The following is a 23,065-nucleotide window of genomic DNA, read 5'->3' as shown; positions in this document are numbered from 1 at the left end:
GCGGTTTTCCCTAACGTGCCTTTACAACAGGCTCCAGGAGGTTCCCGCACCGCCATCTGGACTAACTTGCTGGACTTTTGCTGGGTCATCGACCGTTCCGATGTTGGTGCTTCCACTCCATTGCCCGTTCGATCCTGCGCGCGATCGACGGGTGATCGTAAAATAGCCACTCTTCCACCGCCCCGGGGTCGGCCGCCCGATAGTCGGCGGTGCGCAACAGGGCGATTGCCATGCCATCGGGCTCGCGGGCGTGGCCAAGCGAATACACATCCGCCTGGTTCTCGACAAAACGTACGAGGCCATTCGTCACCGGCGTCAGGACCAGGAAGGTGGCGGTCACGATGATCGACAATATCGGCACGCCCGCAGGATCGGCTGGTCCCGCCAAGCCGTCGGCTCGAAGCAGTCGTACGAGCGGGGCGTAAAGCAGGTGGGTGACCAGGAAGGCCAAGGTCAGCAGAGCCGAATATGCCAAGGCTAGCAGCAGCGCATGGTGCAGGACGTGGTGACCTATTTCGTGACCGACGACAGCGCGCAATTCCGCCTGACTGGCTTGCGTCAACAGCGCGTCCGAGACCGCGATGCGCGAAGTCCCGAACAGCCCTGTCACACGCGCTGTGTAATTCGCGGACTGCTTGCTGCCGTCGTACGAGACGATACGGTCCGGCGCGATGCCGGCTTCGCTTGCCAGTGCCGTGATGAGGTCGTGATTTCTCCCGGATGCCAGCGGCTTGTACTCATTGAACATCGGCTCGATGGTCACCGGTGCGATGACGATCGCAAAGACGATCATTGTCGACGTCAGTGCACTCGACCAGAGCCACCACGTCCGCGGAGCGCGGCGTATCAAGGCGTAGAGCAGCATCAGCATGACTGCCAGCAGGATGCCCGTAAAGACTGCACCGATGACACTTTCCGCCAGCCATGCGCCCGCAGTTTGCGTATTTAAACCGTAGCGCACCTCCCGCCACCACTTCGCATACACCGCCCACGGCAAGTCCAAGGACCAGGCAACGATGTAATACGTTGCCCCAACCACGAGGGCGCCTGACCAGGGACGCGTCCTTTTCCGCTCCCAATGCGTATGCACCCGTTCGAGCAGGCGTGAACGAATGACCAGCACATTGATGAGGATACCGACCAGCGCGCTGAACAGGATCAGCCAATGATTTCCTTGCGTGTAGTCGCCGGCACGCTGCTGGATCTCCTGTGGAATCTGGGCCAGGTAGGCCTGTGTCGATGCTGCGGGAATGAATGGGCTTAGCATGGTGAGGTAAGTGATGTTAGTGCCAGAGCCGGTAAAAAGTACCCTGACGTGGTTGATACGCAGCCCGTTCGCGGCAGGGCGCGACGTCCTCATGATGGTGTCTGTATGGAGCCTGGTTAGGGCGACCCCTGAGTGCATGAAGATGCCTGTCGTCGCGAGTGGTCATACCGTGGGAAGAAGCCATTTGCCACGGCATGAGCCTTCGGCAATGCTCATCGCTGGGCATTCATCTCGGCTGTTCATCCGACATGCTCCGGTATGGCCAACAGGCTAGCTACACCCCTGGGGAGAGTCAGTTCATGAGAACGGCGGTGGCTTCATCCGGTCCCTTGCTGCCCTCCATGACGAGGATGCGTGCGGCTGGGGCAGTCTTTGCAGCCTCGACCAGGGCAAGGTTGCGCAACGGTCCTATCATCGTGCCATTCGCCATGCCTTTCGCATCCGTCCGCAAGGCACCGGCTTGTTCCGTGCCGAGGTACACGCTGTACTGGGTATCGGGCTTGAGCTTGAAAACGGAAACTTCCAGCGCATCCACCACACCGAGCTGGCGCGCCACGACCAGCCCGCGCGCCTGCCCTTTTGGCGCCCTCAATGCGAGCGGCGTCGAATCCCGGTTAACGCGTTTCGCCAGGTTGTCGGCGTTGCCTGCCTGCGCGACGTTCGACAAGAAGACTAGGGCCTGCGGGGCCTGTCCGCCGCCCATGTGGCCCACAACGCGATTCGACGCTGAGTCAATCACATCGACGCCATCGCCATTCTCCAGTCCTACATACAGCCGTGTGCCATCGTCGGATGTCCAGATGCCATGCGGCAGAGCGCCCGTCGGAATGGTCGCGACCAGAGTTGCGGCTGGTCCCGTCGAGTAGACCTTGACGAGGTTTTCTCCGCCGACCGTCACATACGCCAGCGTCTTCCCGTCCACTTTAGCAAACGCCAAGTGGTTGGTGATGAAACCCGTGTCGATGACACCTGTCACTTCCTGCGTTCGCGTATCGATACGGGTGACCTTGCCGACATCCTTGTGCGTCATCCACACCTCCGTGAAGTCGGGTGTGAACTGCAGGAAGGGGGAAAACGGGCTGACGACTGGAATGGAATTGATGACCTTATGGGCCTTGACGTCGATGACGTCCACCTGGGATGTGAAACTCGACACGGCAAAGGCCAGCTTCCCGTCAGGCATGAACTGCACCATGCCGGGTCCAACTGCTGTCGGGATACGGCGAGTCTCCCGGAAGGTGGCGGGATCGATGACGGAGATGTAGTCCTCACCGCGGACCACGACCCATACTTCCTTGCCATCCGCCGTGAAAAACCCTTCGTGCGGAGAGCGTCCAACATAAGTCTTTCCCTTGACCTTGTTGGTCGCGGTATCTATGAACGTTACCGAGTTTGAACCATTCGAAATGACGACCAGCGTCTTGTGGTCCGGGGAAAAGCCCATGCCATGTACATTAATTTCGCCGCGGTACAGCGGTGACAGCACATCGGGACGCGGATTGCCGAGGACGATCTGGCCGAGCAGCTGGTTGCTCGACGGATCGAACACCGATACGGTATTGCTGTTCTGGTCGGCGGTATAGACCCGGTCCGTCGCCGTAGGGAGGGCCAGCGCCAGCTGGTTCGCGCCGAGGAGCCCCACCAGAATTAGTGTACGTGTCAGCTTCATTGGAGCTCCTTCCAGTTGGCGTGACGCGCAAGCCAGGCTCGCATCACGTTGATTTCGTTTTGCTGCTCGGTGATGATGCCGAGCGCCAGGTTGCGCAGTTCCGGATCCTTCGTATTGAGCAGCACCGCTTTTGCCATATCGACCGCTCCCTGATGATGGGGCAGCATCATGGTCACGAAGTCGTGCTCCGGCTGGCCGTTCATCGGCGCAGCCTGCATGTCCCGATCCATTACCGCCATTGCCTCATCCATCAATTGGGCAAACGGCCGGTCATTGCTGGCCGCAAAAGATGCAGGCAGAGCTTGATGGATGGGCTTGTCCTCACGGCCGTGTTGGTGCATGTCGTGCGCGCTTGCGCTGCTGGCGAGACAGATGGCGATCAAGGCCGTCGCGCTGCCGCGCACAGTCCTCTCGGCCATTGATTGACCGAATGTTCTGGTATTCGTCATTTCAGATCTCCTGAGGGTTGGTGTGCAGTCCATGAGACGTCCCGTGCATAGAACACTATGGACGACCGCCAGCTCCACATGGACCATGCGCGAACGCAATAGCTGCTTAAGGTCTGTCGCGCCAGGCTCTCGGCCGATTGGCGTAATAACTAAACTACGTCTGACGATCGGGAACGATTATGGCCTGGTTCGTTTGGAAGTCATGCTGCCTAGAATGGAGGGGAGAAAGGTACTAAATATGAGATGGCGGGGATGACGAATCGTTCGTACTTGTGCCCGCTACAGGTAGATGAATACTGTAGATTGGTTCCGGTAGATTACCGATATGGCCGCGTTACGCGTTTTTTACGAAAGCTTCACGTAACCGGCTGATTACGGACGAGTTCTGCTTCCGGTTCCCTGCACCGTTCCGAAACGTCTGTTTTGACGCCCTATCTCACGCGGCAATGGCTTGCTGCCCTGCCCGCTGGCGCAGAGGCCATCTGCCAACACTGCCCGCGGCACTTGCGCCAGCGGCAAGCGGGCGTAACCTAGTTCTGTCCCCACCAAAGGAGATCAACCATGGGAATGTTCACCGAGCTATACCCGCTGGCCGTCACGACACGGCTGGCCATGCTGGTCAGTGCCGACCGCGAACACGGCGTGATGACGATCTCGCTCATGCCGCGCCCGACGCAGGATGCCGCGGCCAAACTTGCCACCGACTTGACACTCACCGCAACGCCGGAAGACTTCGATGCCGAATTCATCGAAGCGCTCACGGGCTACCGCACCAAGCTCTTGCCACTGCTGGAGCAAGCTGCGGCGGCTGGCCACGCCATCGAGGCCAACCATGCCAATCGTTCAAAGCCGCCCAAGGCGGCAAGCCAGCCCGCAAAGCCGGCAACACCGCCCAAGTCTTCCGAGCAACGTATAGCGCCGCGCACCGCAGCTCCTGATAGCGGGAACAACGATGCCCAGGATACCAATCCCAACGACGACCCAGACCGGGACTGGATGAAGAACCGCCAGCCCGAACTGTTCTGACGAGGAGGAATCATGGCCATCACCATCACCGAAACGCCTCGCATCTACCGCTACAACGGCATCGAACTGCCCGCGCCACCGGGCATGGCGCCGCGCGACGTGCGCGACCTGCACAGCGCCATCTACCCGGAACTCATCAGCGCCGAGATCATTATCGCCGACGAACTGGTGAACGGTGTGCAGGAAGTCACCTTCCGCCGCAACGTCGGCACCAAGGGGCAGCGGCAATGAACTGGCGTGAATTCATGGCGCTGACCGAGGCGATGGCGGCTGGCAGCGCTGCAGGCAACGCCGCCGTCACCGACCGCGCACTCGGCAAGCGAGCCCTCGGCCATACGGCGGCATGCTGGCTGCGCTTTGCCAGCACCTGCAGCAGCACCCCAGCCAATCCCGCCGATCTGCCCCGCACGACCGCGCCCTCGCCATGGCTGCAACCCACGCCCTAGCCAGTGCCGGCCAGCCCACGCTCGCCGACGGCATACCGGCCTCCATCATGCCCGCCGCAGGACAGCGGGTGGCCGGTATGCTGGCCCGCTACCTCGTGCGCGGTGGCGCGGTGACGGAGCGCAGCTTTCCGCAAGCAAGCACCGATCCGCTGCAAGCTTGCGGTGCGGTCCTGTCGGCATGGCTGCACCGGCATATTGGCGAGACAAGGTGCCTGTCGCCCGTGTTCTCCCTGCAGCCGGTCGAGACGTGCAAGGTGGACGAGATCGAGGAATCGCAGGCGGTACAACAGCCATCGGATGTGGACCGCGTTCGGGGAATGCACATCGCCTGGCGAGAAGGCTCGGTGCATCGCTGGACCGTCGGTCCTCGTCTTGACCGGCTGGAAGCTGTCGTGCCCGGCCTCGGTGCCACCGTGCTTTGCGTGCTGGAGGACAAAAGCTGGGCTGTCTACCCGCTCTTCACGCCGTCCATCGTACTGGACGAGGCATCCCACCTGTACTGGCTGGGCGAACCGGACGAAACCGAGTATCTCGATGAACACTGCGACGGCGATCCGAAAGCGCGGGACGCCATGCAAGCCGAAATGGTGACGCGCGCAGAGATCGAAGCCGCGTTCCCGGCATGGGCATTGCGGCGGACTGCGGGGCTGTCGCAGCGACGCCTGCATATCCTGTCCGAACATCACGATGACGCCTTTGTGCGCCGCGCGGCGGCACTGGCGCTGGCGCTGGCCCGCACACCGGTATCCGGTGACTTCACGGCACGGCGTGAAGGGCTCTTCACCGGCTTTGGTGCGGTGCTGTGCTGGGCAGACGACGACGTCGCCGTGCGCGTGTCGGATGACTACGCGGACTACGCATGGCAGGCCGATTCGTTCGACGAGATCGGGGAAGTCGTGCTCCCCGCCGACCACCCGCCGGCCCTGCGCCAATGGATGCGCATGATCACGCCGCACCTGCGCGCCATCGGCCTGATCGACCGCTTGCTTGCCCATTTGTCGGAGTAATACTGGTTGCACAGGAGGACACCATCATGCCAGTACAGTTCCGTATCGAAGCCCCGCGCGCCGCCAGCCTCGTATTGGCCCAGGCGGTGCTGATCTACCGGGAGGCACAGCATAACGCCACACATGCTTACGCCAGCATTCATCGGGTCGATCTGAGCGGAGACCGACCGGTCATCCTCGCCGGCAAGCCCATGTCGCCGCGCGCGGCAAGGCGGCTGGCGCGCGAACTGGCGCAGCAGGCGCCCGCCTCGGCATCCTATCTCGACGGGCGCCTGCTCTATGCGGGCGACACCTTGCGCGTGTGGTGGCACCCCGCCGGAGTACGCCACATCGCCGTTCGCTGCGCCGAACTTGGCGAGCGCGGCGAGGTGGTACCGCATCCGGCACTGGTGTTCGCGGCCAGCGCCAAGGGCTGGTGGGTCTGGGCCTGCAAGGACAATATCCGCCCTACGCCAGAAACGCCGCTGTGCCGGGCGCCCTACTTCAATGTCAGCGACCTTGGCGTGATTTGCCAAGGCAGCACTGTCGTCCCGACGGGCGAAGCCAGCCATTGCATCGATGCATGGACCGACGCGTTCTTTGGCTCCTTCTTCTCCCATCCCAACGGCACAAGGACCGTGCGGCACAAGCACGGCGCCTACGCGTTCTGGAAGGGCTTGCTGGATGCGCCGCCGGCGCGATTTCCCTCGCGCGCCCTGATCGCGATGGACAGGACGCTGGGCGACATGGTCGCCCTCTTGGGAGACGACCATGGCTGATCCACGTGACGCCGTGTTGCTGGCCGCCTGTCCGGTTATCGCCGCGCCCCGCCATGGCGCCCTGCCGTCGATGTCACCCGGCCTGCGCCTCGTCGTGGCCGCCAACGGCGTATTCGTGCAGGTACGGCTACCCTGGCTGGACTGCCTGCAACGCTTCGGTGGCATCGACAGCGGACTGCCCGTGCCCTATGGCGCGTTGTCGCCATGGCTGCGCCTGTCCTTCGGGGTAATTCCTGCCGATCTGCTGCGCCGGTTCATCGCCTCGGCACGGTATGCCGCGCCCGACGAGACCGCCGCTGCGATCATCCATGACGGGCGATCCGGCATGCTGCGAGTGGCGACCTGCGAGACGGTCGAGGCCGACCGGGACCATGTCGTCTACCGTCTCCCGCTCCTCGCCGCCACCGAGCAGGTGGTACTCGACCTGCATTCCCACGGCGATGCGCCGGCGTTCTTCTCCGCGCTGGGCGATGCGGACGACCGCGCGATCAAGCTGTGCGGTGTGTTTGGGCGGGTGCGCAGCCGCCATCCAGAAGCACGCGTCCGCCTTGCCATCAACGGGCTGTTCATCGACCTGTGTGACCAATGGGACAGTGTCGTCGGACTGACCAGACTGGGGTGCGAGCCATGATGACCAGCCTGCCACACCGAGTTCCAGGCGAATTGCTGACGCGGCGCGTGACCATCCACCTGGCCGGAGTGGGTGGCAATGGTGCACAGATGGCGGGTTGCCTGGCGCGGCTCGATTTCGCCATGCGTGCGCTGGGCCACCCCGGCGGCCTGCACGTGCATGCCTTCGATCCCGATACTGTCAGCGAGGCAAACGTGGGCCGCCAACTGTACAGCCATGCCGACGTGGGCGCGCATAAGGCGGTGGTGACGATCTCACGCCTAAACCAGTTCTATGGATTGGATTGGGACGCGAGCGTGCGTGCCATTGAAGACACGTGGCGAGGCGAATATAGCCTTACCCAGCGCAATGCCGATATGCTGATCAGTTGCGTGGACACGCGCGCCGCACGGCAACGCATGCATGCCTACCTGTTTGCAGGCGACCATTACCGCTACTGGCTGGACCTGGGCAACCGCCAGCACGATGCGCAGGTGGTACTTGGCCAGCCTCCGACCTTTCGTAGGCCGCTGGACGCCCAAGAGCGGCTGCGCTGCGTCACCGAGCGCTATCCTGAACTGCTGGACGGTACGGTGTTGGAGGACGATATGCCGTCTTGTTCGGTACGCATGTCGCTGGCATCGCAGGGGCTGTTCATCAACGACGTCGCGGCGCGCTACGCAGCCCAACTGCTGTTTGAGTTATTCACTTCCGGGAGCATTGAGGCACAGGGTGTGGTACTAAATTTACAGGCAAAACGTACTGCACCCATGCGGCTAGTGCCTACCGACGGCAACGGTTAATCTCCAGAACCACGAGATCAGCCGGTCATTGTGTACTGCGACCGGCCGAAAGCAGCCTGACGCAGACGTATCAATTCAATGAGAACTCTGACTGGCAAAAAGGACTACATGATAATTAGGGTTATCATGCAAGGAGCGGGCTAGCAATTTCATTTTAAGGAGTTGTTCCCATCGAAATACATCGGTTCAGAGCGTGGTACACCTCAACTGGGTGCCCAGATCGTGCTGGCACGTTTAAGCCATATTGCGGCGTCCCGAGCAGTGCTCTTCTGTGACGACCTGGAGCAGCGCAGTCGGTGAAGCAGGTCGAGGTTGCAACGTGCAGCGTCATGTTCTGTTAGTTGCAGATTATTCTATATGGCCTGTTTGCGCACCATAGGAATTGCTGTCCAGCACGAGTTGAGGTTTGCCGATTTCGGCCGTTCAGGTATGAACGCTACCGCTCCGAAGCGGACAATGGCGGCTAAGCCTCAGGTGCGGGTGTATCGACGATCAGCTCCGGCCGCAGGGCGCGAATGCGAAGCTCCGTGAAATAGCCGCCCGCTTCGTTATAGCGCAGATAGTGTCGGCCACAGTCCAGGCAGCGTGCCACGGCGCAGCGATTGTAGGGGTAGAAATTCAGCGCGATCGGGGCGATGTCGCTGTCATAGCGCGTCCCGGCGGGATGAAACTCCGCAAACGTCGGCTCGTCGTAGGGATCGTCGAACAGCACGCCGATATCGTGAAAGCGGTTTAACTCCAACGTCATCGGCAATGCGCTCCATGCGGCAACCGACACCCGGTTGCACATGCACGGAACCGTGACCGTAGCGGAAGCCTTTGCAAGCCGCGCCAGTGTATCAAACGAGATTTTATTCATTGTTGACCAGTCAGTTTCGTTGCTGCGATTGTAAGCGTGTCGTGGCACTCAGTTGGGATCGAGTTCGAATGTCCGGGTTCCGGGAGGCAGTTGGACCCACGCATGGCGGCGGCAGTCGTACACCGATATCTGCGGCGGTGGGAAATCGGTGTCGCCGAAAGCACCGACCGCCACGAACACTTCGTCGTCGACGTCGTCTTCCGTATGAAAGACTGTCGTGCCGCATACTGGGCAGAAGTGATAGACGAAGCCACAGCCGGCGTCGCCCACGCGCACGTATTCCGTGGAGCGGCCACTCACGGTATAGGGAAGAGGAAACCCGGCAACAGGCGCAAACACGCTGCCAGTGCGCCGCTGGCACGCCAGGCAGTGGCAGATGCCGACGCCGTTCGGTTCAGCCGCCACTTCGATCTGCAACTGGCCGCAGCTGCAGGATGCAGTTCTTGTTGCCAATGTGCCCTCCCCAAGAAAAGGGCCCATCCTAGCTCGTTGCAGCCGGACCCGTGTACGACCGCTTGCGCCCCGAAGCTGTCGTTGGTGACGTGTTATTTCGATACCAAAGACGCTTTGGCACGTACAATCTCGGCTTTCTCTCAAACAACAAGCCGAGACTGCATGCAAAAACTTAAAGACTATTACAGCGGGTTGGAAGCGCTCTTGCCGTGGCAGGGACCGGGTTTCAGCGCCGCGGTCCTGCGCGCAGGAGAAACGTTATTTGAGCGCCATCATGGTCTTGCTTCATTGGAGCTGAAAGTGCCGTTGTCGCGCGACTCGGCATACTACTTGGCATCGGAATCGAAGCAATTTACGGCGGCCTGCGTCATGTCCCTGGTGCGTGAAGGCGCAATAAGTCTCGATGACGACGTCTGCGCCCATTTGCCAGAGTTGACCAAATTCGAGCAACCCTTTCCGTTGCGAAGTCTGTTAAATCATAGTAGCGGGATTCCAGATTATTTCCAGTTCCTGCAGTGCCAGCTTGGACGGCACGAAGCTGACTACTTCAACAACGACATCATCCTGCAGTTAATTTCCTGCATGGACACAGTGGAGTGTCCTGCGCAGACTGAACACCGGTACAGCAATAGCAACTAGATCCTTCTAGCCACTCTTGTCCAGCGATTGACCGGCATAACGTGCAAGGACTATGCTAGGAAAACACTGTTCGAGCCGCTCGGCATCCACGATATGACATACGATGACGACCGCTTGATGTCATAAAACATCGGGTGTTCAGCTATGAAAATGACGCGGCGCGTTCTTCGGGATACAAGCAGCATTTGGGTAATGCCAACACGGTTGGTGATGGCGGCATGTATGGCAGCACCGCTCAGCTGCTGCTGTGGGAAGTCGAATGGCACCGCCAGTGGGCCGACCATTCAAGCCTGCTGCATGCAATGCTACAACCGTCGCCCTTTTTGGATGGAACAGTGCCTGACTACCGATTTGGATTAGAGATCACAAAAAGGTTCGGTCAAGAAGTTGTGTTCCATAACGGCGGTCTTTGGGGATTCAACACCCTGATTGTTAGGCTACCCCAGACCCGTACATCAATAATACATTTGGCCAATTGCCAAAATGCCGAGCCGGACATGAATCAAATTCTCTCTGCAGCACTTATCTGAGAGTAGAAAGGTCAGCTAGACCAGTCGTGTTGTCCTACTCGGCGCGAGGCATTACGTTCCATTCGCTATGGCTGCTTTTGGCCGAACTCGGCCGTTCGCCGCAGCACAGCAGTTCGCCGAACGGAAAAGTCACAGACAGTCACGACAGGCGGCTCTCGCCCCGGTCGTTCGTCTACGTTTCGTGCATCGAGGCACTTGGAAACAAAGGTTAATTTAATTTTATCGTTTCCAGTCCCCAGGAATCTTCTTATCGGGCCAATGCGTTTCCACCATTTCCTTATTAACGCAAAATTCAGGGCCAACAAAGCGACCAGATTGCAGCCCCCGACAGTCCCAAATCAATCTGCCTCTGTGCGCAAATTGGTCCCAGGCGTAGTCATAGTCGACCAGCTCCTCTACGACAGGTAATTTTTTAGGGGCAGGATCTTCGCGGGACGCCACGGGTTTTACTGTATCTTGACAGAATCCAACAGACAAGGACATTGTTGAAAGAAGCAATATAAAAGAAGAAATTTTCATTTTTGTACTTGACCAGCTTTGCAAAAACTATAAACGTCAATGAGCTTACTCAAGATCCGCTTGTGGCCGATTGCTATCATCCAGTGTACGACAACTTCCGCCCTAACGTGGCCGTTGTTGTTGCGGCCGCCTTAGAGCAAGTTCACTTTTTTGGGATACCATAGGGCATCACGCGATCTCGAAACATCTGCTCATGCTTGTCAGACAGATGCTGGGTTAACTCAACAAGTGTTCCCATTTGTCCGGACTGATGTAAGCCTGTGATGTGAAAAGCTGCCCGTAGCTTGGCAATAATAACGGCGTTGTTGACGACAGAGTGCTGAGATCGGATACACCAAGCTCCCTGCTCCAATGCATAGCTTCGGATCACGTTTAACAAAGCAGTGTAAACCCCCTTACGTCGATGAGTTGGCTTAATGCCGCTATTCGCCATATAGAAAACGTTGTTATGCTCAAACCAGCCGTAGGTCCACCCAACAAGCTCCTCGCCGTCATAAGCACCGAACCTATGCTTCGGAGCTTGATGCTGACCTCTCGAATCTATATCAATTTTTTTTGAACGCAAGACGGAGTCTAGTTCATCCGGAATTCTTTCAATCTCCGCAAAAATACTTCTCTGCAGAGATGAAAATTCCGGTTCGGGGAACTTTTCTGTGTAGCGTATATCGATTGAGGACATCTGGTCTTTCGTCAGATTCTGTTTAATCTAAGGCCGCTTCTGGCCGAAAGCGGCCTCTTTGGTCTAAGCTTACGCGGACATTGCCTTAAGGAAATAGGTTTAGTTTGGTAGTGCGCTGCCTCGCCGTGTTTGGAAAAGCCGCGCCCGGCTTCCGACGACTTCGATGCATTGCAGGCCTAGGCGATTTAGCTGCTGCGCCAGTATGCCGAGTGCGCGACACGCCATACCAAGAAGGTTCAGGCCTGGCCGAGTTAGAGATTCATGCAGGTTGCACAAATGAAATCCCGCTCTTGATTTTGGCTTGCTTAGTCTCCATCTTCTGTTCCGCGCGGGAATCCTCTTGCGCCTCGAAATCTAGGGAGAATGACAATGGCACTCAAGCCAGGACCAAAGCCGATCGCAAAATCAACAGGGCTGCCGGATCAGCGCCGCCGTGATAACAAAACCACTCCAGGGAATAATCCGGCCCTCAAACCGAGCAAATCTAGCAATCCCCCAAAAAGTAAATGAGAGGGGCGCCAACTGCCGTGCTAACCCGGCAGTTGGCGCGTCGATAACAACACCGACTTCGACGCCGGGCAGGCCTGGGCTATCGACCTGCTGCGCCAGTATGCGGAGTGCGCGGCGCGTCACGCGAAGGCAGTTCAGACGTGGCCGAAGTGAAGCACTATTGTCTTGGTCGCCTTTAGCACACGATGAAGGACCGCCTTCGACGCACATCGGACTCTGGCCATACCCAAATTTGAGGAACTTGGAGGCTGGAAGCCGGTCGCGCATGCGGCTCACTATCCTTTCATCGATGTCTTAGGTCGGCAACTTCATGCTCGCTTCAATAAGCGCAAGTGTGACGGCGCGCAAGTCAGGAGCGAGGAATCTGCCTGGCGGACTCATATCGACTGTTCCGATGGCCTGTTTGCGATCGGGAGCTGTAAAGGTCACGGCGTGAATTACTCCATTGCGACGATGGCTAGCAGGCCGCCCAAAGTCGCGAACCCACTCCACTTGGTCTGCGCGGCCGTTGATTGTCGCGCGTTTTTCGAGGTCAGCGATGGCTTGCCCGAGAGTCAGCTCAAAAGGAGCCATCGAGGTTGAACCACTGTGTTTATTGATGGAGTCGCGAACGCCTGCGTGCAGACGTGCTGCTGCCCATGCTACTCGCCCAAGTTCCACAAGTAGATCAAGATCAGAGGGCATCGAATCTGCATAGCTGTCAGGTATGGAGGTCATATGGGGAAGAAAAGAGAAAGCGGAAAAAATAGCACGAAGCCGTGGACACGACTTAGACGGTCGCCCTAATGAAAGGCCGCTTTCGCCCCTTCGCGGACGGTCGAGCTGGTTCACTCACCAAAGAATAACTTGGGAACTGCTCGGCAACTCCAATTACCTCTGCAAGAGACTCATGTTCGTGTAAGTTGTAACGGTCATGTGCTCGCTCCACCGTCGTCACACAGGAGGCTGGACCGACTTGCAACTTGGAGACCGCGAATTCGGAAGCTTCAGCCAACGAGTGAGGCAGAATGCAAGGGTTTTCCCAAATCGTTCGCTCCGCACCCGCATGCCTGCACCGCCTCAAGCAATTCCATTGAAGGCTCGCATCTTGGACTCGATCAGAATGTGGCGAGCTCGCCCTACCGCGCGCGCGGGACCACCGAACCCGTGCGCTGATTGCGGAAAATACGGCTTATGATGCCGTGGGAGGCGGCCCCTTGGGCTGACACCAATTTGAAGATGGGAAACTGGGCATGTCGATAAATATCACAACGCAAGGGCCACGCCTCGACTCTTCAGCGTCAACCGCCCCCTCATCCGTGGTGACGGAGGGCAAGGTCTCCCAAGGCTACGCCGCGGGTGCCATTTCTCCATCAGTCGAATCAGTTTCAATTTCCACGATGGCTTCGCGGCTGGCCAAGGCCGAGCAGACTACTGCGCAAGCAAATGCCTCGCTTTCGAAGTCGGAACTGCGCGATAAAACGATCAAAACGATGAGCGAAGTGAGCTACAACTTGGACCCCGCGACCAAAGCTCAAAAAGCCAAGGAGATACCCGAGCCACAAGACTCCTCCGCCTTCGAGTCTGCAGAGGCGGCCACGAAATTTATGGACAATATTCTTGGTCCAAATCCGTTCAAGGGCATGTCTAGGGAGCAATTGGTCACTATCTACAACGACGAGAGCGGAACATTTACAGCTAACGAAAAATATGCGGCTCATCGCCAAGTCTACGATGAGGAGATAGCTTGGCGTATCGAATTCGCCGAGCAAACCCGGCAAGAATATTCGCAGACTGGCAAGCTCACGAATTCGTTCAAGGCGGCTCTTGAACATTTCAATGCCTTGCCAGCGCTTGAGCAAGCTTGGTATCCCGAGAATTATGCCTCAAGCCTCCAAGAGAGGATCGACTTGGACTTCAACTATTTCACGGGCATGGCCCACGGTCAGGCTGGAACATCAGGGACCTCCCTCGCGGATGTGTTTGGGGATCCTAAAGGAATCGCCAACCGAATTCAGCTTCCCGACCTGTTCGCGCGAAAAGCTGGAGATTCGCCTCGCTCTTGATTTCCAGAGCTCGATGGCGTTATGCCAATTGATCTGCAGAAGTCATTGGCGCGAAGTGCTAACTACCTTACTAGTGCAGCTTAATCAATGCCCGCACTTGGCCGACTGCTGCAAGCTGTATGGCCTCAACCTGTCGGCCAGCCTGAGTCTGCCCACCAGCGCTGGACCAAACCAGCGGCCCCTGCGCCAGCGCCTTTGCCACGCACGGCAGGCAAGAAGACAGTGTGGAGCTATAACGATCATGCGAGGCAGTGGCGCACTGGAAGCCCTGTATCGCCCCAGTGCTCCAAAGGTCTGAGGCGAGTGGGCCGCGTCGGGGCCAAGGGGGCGGGTCTATGTGCACTGATCGAGCCGAAAACCGCCGAGTATGGCCTAGTCATTCTGCAAATGAGGTACCATCTGTCGCGCGCTGCACGCCACTAAAGAGGCGTGTCGAACTTGTTCGACAAGGCGTACGCACTGCTGGCCAGCCGTGTATGTTTCGCCGACTTCGTCTAAAGCAGTACCGGCCTGCTGCGTCCCATGCCTAGCTACGGGCGCTCGATCGATATCGGCGCCGTCTTTGATCTTAGGATGCTGTAGCCATGAAAGATTATTTGCCGATGCGCCGCCGCCTGCTGTACTCGGGTCTAGGCGCCGCTCTGGCGACTGCACTACCACGCATCGCGCTGGGCGCTGCACCGGTGAGCCCACTGGCCGTCGGCGGCCTGCCCGTCACCTGCAACCTGACCTTGCCGATCGCTTGCACCGCCAAGACCCTGGCGAACCAGCAGGCCGGCCTGGGACCTGCACCGTTCGTCTATCACAAGTACAGCGGGTGGCCAGAGATTAAGGAGTCGCTGATGACCGGCCGCATCCAGGCCGCGTATATGCTCGCGCCGTTGGTAATGGACCTTGTGAACACCCGCATTCCACTCAAGATCGTCTCGCTCGGGCACCGCTCCGGAGCGGTGATCATGGTGCGTACCGATTCAGGCTATCGCAGGTTTCGCGACTTGCGCGGACGCGCCATCGCGGTGCCGAGCCGCTTCGCAGTCGACTATCTTTTCCTGCGCAAGATGCTGGCACGGGAAAGCATGACCTTGAAGGACATCGAGATCATCGAGATGAATCCGCCAGACATGCCCGCCGCCCTGTATGCCAAGGCAGTTGATGCCTATTGCACCGGCGAGCCGTTCGGCGCGGCCGCCCAGCGCGCGGGCTACGCGCGTCCTCTGGCGATGACGCGCGACGAATGGCGCAACTATATCTGCTGTGTGCTGACGGTGCGCGACGACGTGATTCAGACCCAGCGCCCGCTGGTGCAGGACCTGGTCAATCACATCCAGGCCGCCGGCACCTGGCTGGACCAGGGGCCCGCCAACCGCGACCGCGCTGCCCATATCGCCGGCGATAAGAAGTTTTTCAACCAGAATCCCAAGATCATCCAGTTCGTCATGGAGTCGCCGCACGATCGCGTCACCTATGGCGACCTGCGCATGATCCGCACTGAGTTCGACGAATTGATGCAGCTCTCGCTGGAAGCACGCACCCTCAAGAAACCGATCGCCTACGAACGCTATGTCGATGACAGCTTCTTCAAGGCCGTCAAACCGCTCAAGCTTGCCCTATGAAGACCCTCATCCTTGCCCTGCTGCTGTGCACGGGCGCTGCCTACGCCCAGCAGCTCAAGTCCGGCATATTCGAGCCGCCCCGCCCTGCCCCGGAGATCTCCCTGCCGGCTTCCACCGGCAAGCCCTTCAGGCTGACCGACCTGCGCGGCAAAGTTGTCGTGCTTGAATTCGGCTTCAGCCACTGCCAGACGGTGTGCCCGGTATCGCTGGCGGCGCTGGCCGAAGCCAAAAAGCTCGTCGGCCCGGCGGCCAGGGACGTCAAGGTGTTGTTCATTAGCGTCGACCCGGAGCGCGACACGCCCGAGAGCCTGCGCACGTACCTGGCGCAGTTCGACCCCACCTTCATTGGCATCACTGGCACCCGGGACCAGATCGCCCAGCTGCTTAAAGACTATGGTATCACCGCCAGGAAGCATCCTATCGATGGCGGCGGCGACTATTCAATGAGCCACTCGTCCTATTTGTACTTCATCGATCGTCAAGGACGCCAGCGCGCCATGATGCCTTTCGGCCGCCCCGCCAGGGAGATCGCCCACGACCTGGCGATTTTGCTGAAGCCTTGAAGCATGCGACGCTTGCGGTCTCTCTGGTTGCCGTTTGCCGTCGCCGCCGCGCTATCGGCGTGGGGCGCGTTCACGCCCGTGTCGGACGAGAACCGGGACGAGCTGTTCGAGATCCAGAAGGGAACCTGGGCTCGCCGCATGGCTGGCGACAAGGTAGACATCCTGCCCGACACGATAACCCTTACCCTCGGAGTGAAGGACGTACTTCTCCTGCGCAACGCCGACACGGTGCCGCAGATCTTCGGGCCCGTGTTGATCATGCCCGGGCAGGATTTTCGCCTGCCGTTCGACACGGTGTCGGTCAATGAATTCAACTGCTCCGCCCACAGCAGCGGATCGATGAAAGTCATCGTCGAGCCCCATCCGGCGGCAGGCATCGCGCGCCTGACGTGGCGCGTGCGCCGCGCGGGCAGGGTCTTGTCGACGTTATTCCAGTAACGTTCGTGAAGGAAGTACTTGCACGTGGAAAAGCTCAAGAAAATCTGGCCCCCCATCCTATTATTGGTCGTCCTGGTCGGGATCTGGCACTACGCTGTCACCTTGACCCAATCGGTTATTTTCCCGACTCCCGGTCAAGTGCTTGACGGAGCCATCGAACTGGCGGCCGATGGCACCTTGTGGAAGCACATCGGCGCATCGCTGCAGCGGGTCGCCACCGGCTTCCTGCTGGCCGCCGTGGTTGCGATCCCGATCGGCCTGTGGATGGGCCGGGTGCACGCGGTGTACAACACCCTGAATCCGGTATTCCAGATCCTGCGGCCGATATCGCCGATCGCCTGGATTCCCCTGGCCATCCTGTGGTTCGGCGTGGGCGACATGGGACCGGTATTCCTGATTTTCCTGGCGTCAGTGTTCCCGATGATCGTGCAGACGGCAAACGGCGTGCACACCATCGAGAAGCGCTACATCCACGCCGGGATAAACTTCGGCGTTTCACGCTCTAAGATGTTTCGCCAGGTGGTGGCTCCAGCCGTGCTGCCCGATATCGTCGTTGGCATGCGCATCAGCCTAGGTGTGGCATGGCTGGTGGTGGTGGCGGCGGAAATGATCGTACGCAGCTCCGGCCTTGGTTTCATGATCATCGACGCGCGCAACGCGGGCAATCGCTATGACCTGGTGATCGCAGCCATGGCCATCATAGGCATCATCGGGCTGTTGCTGGACATGATGATGCGGCGCCTGGAAGGCCTCGATTCGGTAAGGTGGCGCTATGGACACTAAAATCAGCATCGACAATATCAAGAAGAGCTTCACGCGCAATGGGCAGCGACTCGATGTCGTGGACGGCCTGACGCTGGACGTCAAAGATGGGGAATTCGTCGCCATCGTCGGGCCATCCGGCTGCGGCAAGTCGACCATCATGAAGATGATCTCCGGCTTCGAGCAGCCGGACACCGGAGCCGTGCGCATCGACGGCCAGGTGGCAAAGGGGCCGAGCCCGAAAGGCATCGTGATCTCGCAGAACGGCTCGGTGTTTCCCTGGCTGACCGTGCGTGAAAACCTAATGTTCGGCCTGAATCAGGGCACGGCGCCGGAGAAGCACCGCCTAGCCGACCACTACGCGGAGATGGTGGGACTAAAAGGATTCGAGCAAGCCTATCCGCGCGAATTGTCCGGTGGCATGCTCAAGCGGGTGGAGATCGCCAGGGCCCTGGTGGTTAAGCCCGAAATCCTGTACATGGACGAACCGTTCTCGGCCCTGGACGCGTTGATGAACTTGCGAATGCGCAACGAGCTGCTGCGCATCTTGCAGGAGGAACGCCACACCGTCATCTTAATCACCCACGATGTCGAAGAAGCCCTGTACCTTGCCGACCGCATCATGGTGCTCTCACCTCGCCCGGCAAAAATTAGACGCTCATTCGCTATCGACGCAGTGCATCCCCGCAAGCTGTCCGAGCCACGCTTCCAGGAAATGAAAGACGCCATTCTGGTAGAACTGGGCCTGACGTTTCAGTAGAGTTACGATACCACGCAGCCACTCTGTGATAACGATGAGCCGAGATTTTTCGCCACGATTGCAATGCGAAGGCCGACTCTGGGTTGGGAACAGACTGTCGGGCAATGCACGTGGGTGGCAGGCCACGGCAAACTTCATTGTGGCAAGTTGCCGATCTGAAACGGTTGTCCGCGCAATTTTGGCAAACATTATTTAGACGGACAACCTTCCTAAATCGTTTTAGCTCGTGGAGGACTCGTAGCAGACTTTATGGGGTAAGCCAAGTGACTAGCCCGCCTGTTCGATCCTGGAAGGAATATCCTAGGTAACTACTATGATCCGCTGGAACCGTTAGGCTAAATTTCGCGCACGGAAGTTAAGGCAACTGTTACATGCAATTTGGACTACGAATTTATGTCAGTCTGGCTCACACTAGCGGAGTCCACCAATGGTTGCCATACGAGGTGCAATACATGTGAGCAGAATTGATCTTAAATTTTATGTTGTATCGAGGCAACTAGGTGGTATTCCCAATGGCGGTTCTGGTACAGTGAGCGCGCACCTGAACGGTGCGTGATGGACCCCATTCCTGTCCTCCGCTAAGTTTTCCGTTGTGCGTAACCTCTTCGCTTGAAGCTATGCCTAGCGTCTGGCACATCCAGCACGCGTTACAACCAACGGAATCCCTCATGAACTGGTTTTATAGACTGACCGTCGCAAGCAAGTTGCGCCTGGCCTTTGGCATTACAGTCGCCCTCACCCTACTGCTGGGTGGCTTCTCCCTCCTCAAGCTGGACAGCGTCAACCAGACCTCCACCGAGATGGAAGTGAACTGGATGCCAAGCGTGCGCTATGCCGGCGATATGAATACAGCCACCTCGGACTTTAGAATAGCCGAGCTGCAGCACATCTTGTCTCACGACGAGGCCGAGATGACGAATTATGAACGTACGCTCGAGCAAGTCGGTAAGACCCTGGCATCAAGTCGGACTGAATACGAGAGGCTCATCAGTTCAAACGAGGAGCAACAGCTATATGACAAATTTAGTGTTGCCTGGAACGCTTACCTCAGCCAACATCGAGAGGTCATCGCGCTATCGCGCGCCAACCGGAATGACGACGCCAAGGCACTCCTGCGTGGCCGCTCCCAAGAGCTGTTCGACCAGGCCAGTACCGATCTTCAGCGCATTGTTGACGCCAATATTGCTGGAGGCAAGGCAGCTAGCCGCAGCGGCGACGCGCTTTACGCCAGCGCGCGCAACTGGATCACGGCGCTACTGACTGCCGCATTCCTGATTAGTGTGACCCTGGCGACTGCCATTGCGCGTGTCCTGGTGCGCCAACTTGGCGGCGAGCCGGTCGATGCCGCTAGTGCCGCTGCGAGCATTGCCGCAGGCGACTTGACGGTAGAGATCCATACCCGCGCCGGCGATTCGACCAGCATGATGTGCTCGATCAGCCACATGCGGGACAGTCTCGCGGCCATCGTTCAAACGGTTCAGAGTAGCACCCAGATGATTGCCAGCGCGTCGAGCCAAGTCGCGGCCGGAAGCATGGATCTGTCGTCCCGCACTGAAGAGCAGGCATCATCGCTGGAAGAAACCGCTTCCTCAATGGAGGAGCTGACTGCGACCGTTCGCCAGAATGCCGACAACGCGCGTCAAGGGCAAGTGCTAGCGAATACCGCTACCTCAGTGGCAGACAAAGGCAGTGCGGTAATTGGTCAGGTCGTAGGTACCATGGACGAGATCGCCACGGCCGCCGGTATGATTGCCGACATTACCAGTGTGATCGACGGAATAGCCTTCCAGACTAATATCCTTGCACTTAACGCTGCCGTTGAAGCGGCACGCGCCGGCGAACAGGGGCGTGGCTTTGCGGTGGTTGCAGCCGAGGTGCGCAATCTGGCGCAGCGAGCGGGCGTTGCGTCGAAGGAGATTAAGGGGCTGATCGAAAACTCCGTCACAAAGGTTGCAAACGGCAGTGCTCTCGTCAACGAGGCCGGGGCCACAATGGCCGAGATTTTGGATAGCGTTCGTCGCGTGAACGACATCATGGCTGAGATCAGCTCGGCAAGTGGTGAGCAGAGCGCTGGCATTGAGCAGATCAATGCTGCAGTGGTGCAGATGGATCAGGTCACCCAGCAGAATGCAGCGCTGGTTGAGGAAGCGGCAGCCGCGTCCGAATCTATGCAGGGCCAAGCAGCCCAGCTGCTACGCGCGGTAAGCATATTCAAACTCAGTCCGACCGAGGTAACGTCGGTTGTCCCTGAAGGCGCGCTCCGTTACGCAACAGCTCCGACTGACATACGGCAGAAACGCACTCAGCTAGCTACAGTCCCCTGAGGCTATGACGCCGTGATTGAAGTCATCAGTTCGCGGCAAACGCGACGGTGCTATAGAAACCCGCAGCAGCGTTGGTGATACAACATTGGTGAATTCTCCGTGTTCGGGATGCCCTGCCGCTACTAAATACTGCCGTGGCGAAAGCTCGCTAGCGGGCTAGGAGATGACGAGCGAATAACCTGGATGTCGTCGCGAGTATTCTAGTCATATAAGTTGACAACCAGCAGTGCAGTCGTTTGGGAGTTCCCTTGAAGAAAAGTTTGCTGATTGTTAAATTCCTTCAGTACTGGACACTGGACATATCTGATCTCCAAGCAGATTCCCAAATTCTTATTGCTTTCACAGACGAGTATCCGATCGTTAATTTCACTGTTTGGAATAGCGAAGTCGATGAAGAATGGGCTGGAATCTTCTTTCTGCTACATAAGGATGACCCGTGCGTCGATATTCATTGGCTAATTACAAAACTTACACGTGTAGGACTAAAGGCTCAACGACCGCGCATAAAAGGGCGGTTATGGAAACCTGCAGCTCAGCTAGAATGACGACCGTTGCACAGCACGCACGCCCGCCGGAGCAAGACTGACCTGTTCAAGGCAGGCACTTTCGAGCAGGAGATAATCGTTCTCAGCGTACACGGATAGCTGCGCTATAAGCTGTCATACCATGACCTCGTCGAGATCATGGCCGGAGAATCGATGAGACCTACATCAGGATCCGAGGGCAGTGCGCTTATCTCTACCGGGCTATTGCGGCAGCAGGCAAGACGATCGACTTTCGGCTCAGCCCGCGGCGCAACGTGGGCTCGGCAAAGAAATTCTTTCGCAAGGCCGTACGTTTGCTAGGGCGGGCGCTGAAAACCATTACGCTAGACAGTTACGCAGCCTGGCACGAGGCCGTTCGCGAACTGCAGCAGCAAGGAACACATTGCGAGCCGACAAAGCTACGCTCGTCAAAATACTGAACAATCTAGTCAGCGTTGGCTGCGCCGTGGCACGCAGCTCCATGATCTAAGCAACCGGGCTTCAGCCTCAGCGTGCTTGACAACGCAAGGGCCTGGACCACGCAGAGTGGGAAGCGATGCGTCAGCACAGCGGGTACACGAAGATGAACCGCGGCCTCATCGAGTTCTTTCGAGACTTGCCCGTATCAGCAGCGTTACCACGAGAGGCTCAATGACACGGAGTATCCACGTGGTCTTACTAGGGCGGACAATGGAGGACACGCGCCTCATTACCACCGCAGACATCTTCGAAGGAATTACGGCCGAACGACCCTACCAGAGCGCGAGCCTTTTCCGCGGGCGCCTAACATAATCGGCAAGGCTGATGACCCAGCCTTGGATCGGCATGCTATGACGCCCCTGGCATAGCGACGGCGCAGTTGCCCACGTAGACATTTATGAGCGGCACTATCGACCGCCTTTACAGGATGCGCTTCAATACGTACAATCTACCTTTTTAATATGCAATATTAAAATCAATGAAAGTAACAAAATCGCAGGCCGTAGATGACCTAGTAAGCCTTGCTTCCGATCTGCCGGTTTCAGAACTGCGATCCTTGGCACTAGAGATTACAAAGCTGGTACATGCGGGCGAAGAAGCACAGAAGGTGACGGCAATAGCAGAGATGAACTCAATCGCAGCCAGCGTTGGACTACCGCTGCGTGATCTGGTCAAGTGGCCTCCTTCTAGGAAAACCGTTCGGCAGTAAGCTGCACTCCGCCTTGCGTATTCAGCCGAGTTGGCTACAGACGTTATTTGTCAGTCACAAGAAAATGCAGTTTCGCTGGTGCTGTTGCAATATCCTGAGATCAAGACCTGAGCAATATCCAGCAGCCGACACCTTAGCTAGGCATCGAACCATCGATCGAGCTATACAGAGTTTTTATACTAGTCAGCCGGAACTATCAGACCATTAATCTTTGATCAGAAAATCGTCTTTACTTCGGCCATTCAACCAAAGTGGAGCACGACCACGTCCGGTCCACGTTGCGCCTGACTTGGGATCACGGTATTTGGCCGCCACAGGCGAACGATCCTTCTTCGGCTGCTTCTTGGTACTACCCGCCAAGTCCTGTACAGATAGACCGTGATTCTGCATCAATTCGCGAATTTTCTGGATCGCGCCCTCTCGCTCCGCGCGGCGTAATTCTTCCGCCTGGCGTTCTAATTCGGCGATCTTTGCTTTGATTTCCTGATAACTAGCCATTTTTCTTCCTTTTTCGATGATATCGACTAATTTACCATCGCTTAAATTTCCTGGCCACACTTTAGCGCTCAGTTACGTCAAATCGGGCCACCATGCTTAAGTTTTAGGCATCGCCCCGCAGGTGG

General features: G+C 58.1%; 24 protein-coding genes and 1 pseudogene. 17 read left to right on the top strand and 8 right to left on the bottom strand.

Annotated features, from left to right (window positions below; all coding sequences use genetic code 11):
* Window positions 1-85 precede the first annotated feature (85 nt).
* The 3 genes from EWM63_RS28170 to EWM63_RS28160 form a co-directional block, all read right to left on the bottom strand.
* Window positions 86-1,360: a M48 family metalloprotease gene (locus tag EWM63_RS28170; protein WP_207221174.1), complete on the bottom strand. Its 1,275-nt coding sequence runs from the start codon at window positions 1,358-1,360 to the stop codon at window positions 86-88.
* Window positions 1,361-1,559: 199 nt separating this feature from the next.
* On the bottom strand, window positions 1,560-2,936 hold the full coding sequence (locus EWM63_RS28165) for a YncE family protein (protein WP_130189476.1): 1,377 nt from the start codon (window positions 2,934-2,936) through the stop codon (window positions 1,560-1,562).
* On the bottom strand, window positions 2,933-3,385 hold the full coding sequence (locus EWM63_RS28160; RefSeq protein ID WP_371861148.1) for a DUF305 domain-containing protein: 453 nt from the start codon (window positions 3,383-3,385) through the stop codon (window positions 2,933-2,935). Before EWM63_RS28160 ends, EWM63_RS28165 begins: the two co-directional genes overlap by 4 nt.
* A 561-nt stretch (window positions 3,386-3,946) precedes the next feature.
* Between EWM63_RS28160 and EWM63_RS28155 the strand changes: the two genes are divergently transcribed.
* From EWM63_RS28155 to EWM63_RS28130, 7 genes are read left to right on the top strand one after another with little or no spacing between them, the layout of a single operon-like run.
* On the top strand, window positions 3,947-4,411 hold the full coding sequence (locus EWM63_RS28155; RefSeq protein ID WP_130189475.1) for a PRTRC system protein E: 465 nt from the start codon (window positions 3,947-3,949) through the stop codon (window positions 4,409-4,411).
* A 12-nt stretch (window positions 4,412-4,423) separates the two neighbouring features.
* A complete protein-coding gene (locus EWM63_RS28150) occupies window positions 4,424-4,642 on the top strand; it encodes a PRTRC system protein C (protein ID WP_130189474.1) in 219 nt (72 codons plus the stop codon).
* The gene (locus tag EWM63_RS31930) at window positions 4,639-4,857 is read left to right on the top strand and encodes a hypothetical protein (RefSeq protein ID WP_165390969.1); all 219 of its coding nucleotides are present in this window, start codon (window positions 4,639-4,641) and stop codon (window positions 4,855-4,857) included. Before EWM63_RS28150 ends, EWM63_RS31930 begins: the two co-directional genes overlap by 4 nt.
* On the top strand, window positions 4,836-5,864 hold the full coding sequence (locus EWM63_RS28145; protein ID WP_165390968.1) for a PRTRC system protein F: 1,029 nt from the start codon (window positions 4,836-4,838) through the stop codon (window positions 5,862-5,864). Before EWM63_RS31930 ends, EWM63_RS28145 begins: the two co-directional genes overlap by 22 nt.
* Window positions 5,865-5,890: 26 nt before the next feature.
* On the top strand, window positions 5,891-6,622 hold the full coding sequence (locus tag EWM63_RS28140; protein WP_130189472.1) for a PRTRC system protein B: 732 nt from the start codon (window positions 5,891-5,893) through the stop codon (window positions 6,620-6,622).
* A complete protein-coding gene (locus tag EWM63_RS28135; RefSeq protein ID WP_130189471.1) occupies window positions 6,615-7,253 on the top strand; it encodes a PRTRC system protein A in 639 nt (212 codons plus the stop codon). The genes EWM63_RS28140 and EWM63_RS28135 overlap by 8 nt, the downstream gene beginning before the upstream one ends.
* Window positions 7,250-8,035, top strand: coding sequence for a PRTRC system ThiF family protein (locus EWM63_RS28130; protein WP_229487550.1), 786 nt, complete (start codon window positions 7,250-7,252; stop codon window positions 8,033-8,035). The genes EWM63_RS28135 and EWM63_RS28130 overlap by 4 nt, the downstream gene beginning before the upstream one ends.
* A gap of 463 nt (window positions 8,036-8,498) precedes the next feature.
* On the opposite strand, the gene EWM63_RS28125 is transcribed toward EWM63_RS28130, so the two are convergent.
* Window positions 8,499-8,894, bottom strand: a complete 396-nt coding sequence (locus tag EWM63_RS28125) for a hypothetical protein (RefSeq protein WP_130189470.1) — start codon at window positions 8,892-8,894, stop codon at window positions 8,499-8,501.
* 48 nt (window positions 8,895-8,942) lie between these two features.
* Window positions 8,943-9,374: a GFA family protein gene (locus EWM63_RS28120; RefSeq protein WP_443094122.1), complete on the bottom strand. Its 432-nt coding sequence runs from the start codon at window positions 9,372-9,374 to the stop codon at window positions 8,943-8,945.
* Between the two features lie 135 nt (window positions 9,375-9,509).
* Here EWM63_RS28120 and EWM63_RS32655 point away from each other — a divergent pair, with 135 nt between their 5' ends.
* Window positions 9,510-9,986: a serine hydrolase domain-containing protein gene (locus tag EWM63_RS32655; protein WP_229487548.1), complete on the top strand. Its 477-nt coding sequence runs from the start codon at window positions 9,510-9,512 to the stop codon at window positions 9,984-9,986.
* A gap of 134 nt (window positions 9,987-10,120) precedes the next feature.
* The gene (locus EWM63_RS32650) at window positions 10,121-10,516 is read left to right on the top strand and encodes a serine hydrolase domain-containing protein (RefSeq protein WP_229487547.1); all 396 of its coding nucleotides are present in this window, start codon (window positions 10,121-10,123) and stop codon (window positions 10,514-10,516) included.
* A 661-nt stretch (window positions 10,517-11,177) separates the two neighbouring features.
* Here the strand turns inward: EWM63_RS32650 and EWM63_RS28110 are convergent.
* Window positions 11,178-11,714, bottom strand: coding sequence for a GNAT family N-acetyltransferase (locus tag EWM63_RS28110; protein WP_130189469.1), 537 nt, complete (start codon window positions 11,712-11,714; stop codon window positions 11,178-11,180).
* 804 nt (window positions 11,715-12,518) lie between these two features.
* Window positions 12,519-12,908 carry a hypothetical protein gene (locus tag EWM63_RS28105; protein ID WP_207221173.1) on the bottom strand — a complete coding sequence of 130 codons (390 nt, stop codon included), beginning with the start codon at window positions 12,906-12,908 and terminating at the stop codon, window positions 12,519-12,521.
* A 548-nt stretch (window positions 12,909-13,456) separates the two neighbouring features.
* Here EWM63_RS28105 and EWM63_RS28100 point away from each other — a divergent pair.
* The 8 genes and pseudogenes from EWM63_RS28100 to EWM63_RS28065 form a co-directional block, all read left to right on the top strand.
* Window positions 13,457-14,269: a hypothetical protein gene (locus tag EWM63_RS28100; protein WP_130189468.1), complete on the top strand. Its 813-nt coding sequence runs from the start codon at window positions 13,457-13,459 to the stop codon at window positions 14,267-14,269.
* A gap of 584 nt (window positions 14,270-14,853) precedes the next feature.
* On the top strand, window positions 14,854-15,882 hold the full coding sequence (locus EWM63_RS28095; RefSeq protein ID WP_130189467.1) for an ABC transporter substrate-binding protein: 1,029 nt from the start codon (window positions 14,854-14,856) through the stop codon (window positions 15,880-15,882).
* The gene (locus tag EWM63_RS28090; RefSeq protein WP_130189466.1) at window positions 15,879-16,445 is read left to right on the top strand and encodes an SCO family protein; all 567 of its coding nucleotides are present in this window, start codon (window positions 15,879-15,881) and stop codon (window positions 16,443-16,445) included. The genes EWM63_RS28095 and EWM63_RS28090 overlap by 4 nt, the downstream gene beginning before the upstream one ends.
* Window positions 16,446-16,448: 3 nt before the next feature.
* A complete protein-coding gene (locus EWM63_RS28085; RefSeq protein WP_130189465.1) occupies window positions 16,449-16,883 on the top strand; it encodes a cupredoxin domain-containing protein in 435 nt (144 codons plus the stop codon).
* Window positions 16,884-16,907: 24 nt separating this feature from the next.
* Window positions 16,908-17,666 carry an ABC transporter permease gene (locus tag EWM63_RS28080; protein ID WP_130189464.1) on the top strand — a complete coding sequence of 253 codons (759 nt, stop codon included), beginning with the start codon at window positions 16,908-16,910 and terminating at the stop codon, window positions 17,664-17,666.
* Window positions 17,656-18,405: an ABC transporter ATP-binding protein gene (locus tag EWM63_RS28075; RefSeq protein ID WP_130189463.1), complete on the top strand. Its 750-nt coding sequence runs from the start codon at window positions 17,656-17,658 to the stop codon at window positions 18,403-18,405. Before EWM63_RS28080 ends, EWM63_RS28075 begins: the two co-directional genes overlap by 11 nt.
* Before the next feature lie 668 nt (window positions 18,406-19,073).
* The gene (locus tag EWM63_RS28070; RefSeq protein WP_130189462.1) at window positions 19,074-20,729 is read left to right on the top strand and encodes a methyl-accepting chemotaxis protein; all 1,656 of its coding nucleotides are present in this window, start codon (window positions 19,074-19,076) and stop codon (window positions 20,727-20,729) included.
* A gap of 551 nt (window positions 20,730-21,280) precedes the next feature.
* Window positions 21,281-21,690, top strand: a pseudogene (locus EWM63_RS28065) (DDE-type integrase/transposase/recombinase); the annotation flags it as partial.
* Window positions 21,691-22,646: 956 nt separating this feature from the next.
* On the opposite strand, the gene EWM63_RS28060 reads toward EWM63_RS28065, so the two are convergent.
* Entirely contained in the window at window positions 22,647-23,000 is a 354-nt protein-coding gene (locus EWM63_RS28060; protein ID WP_229487545.1) for an H-NS histone family protein, read from the bottom strand.
* Window positions 23,001-23,065: the final 65 nt, after the last annotated feature.

Source organism: Pseudoduganella lutea (assembly GCF_004209755.1).
In the GTDB taxonomy this organism is placed as follows: domain Bacteria; phylum Pseudomonadota; class Gammaproteobacteria; order Burkholderiales; family Burkholderiaceae_D; genus Rugamonas; species Rugamonas lutea.
This window is presented reverse-complemented; position numbering and strand designations above follow the sequence as displayed.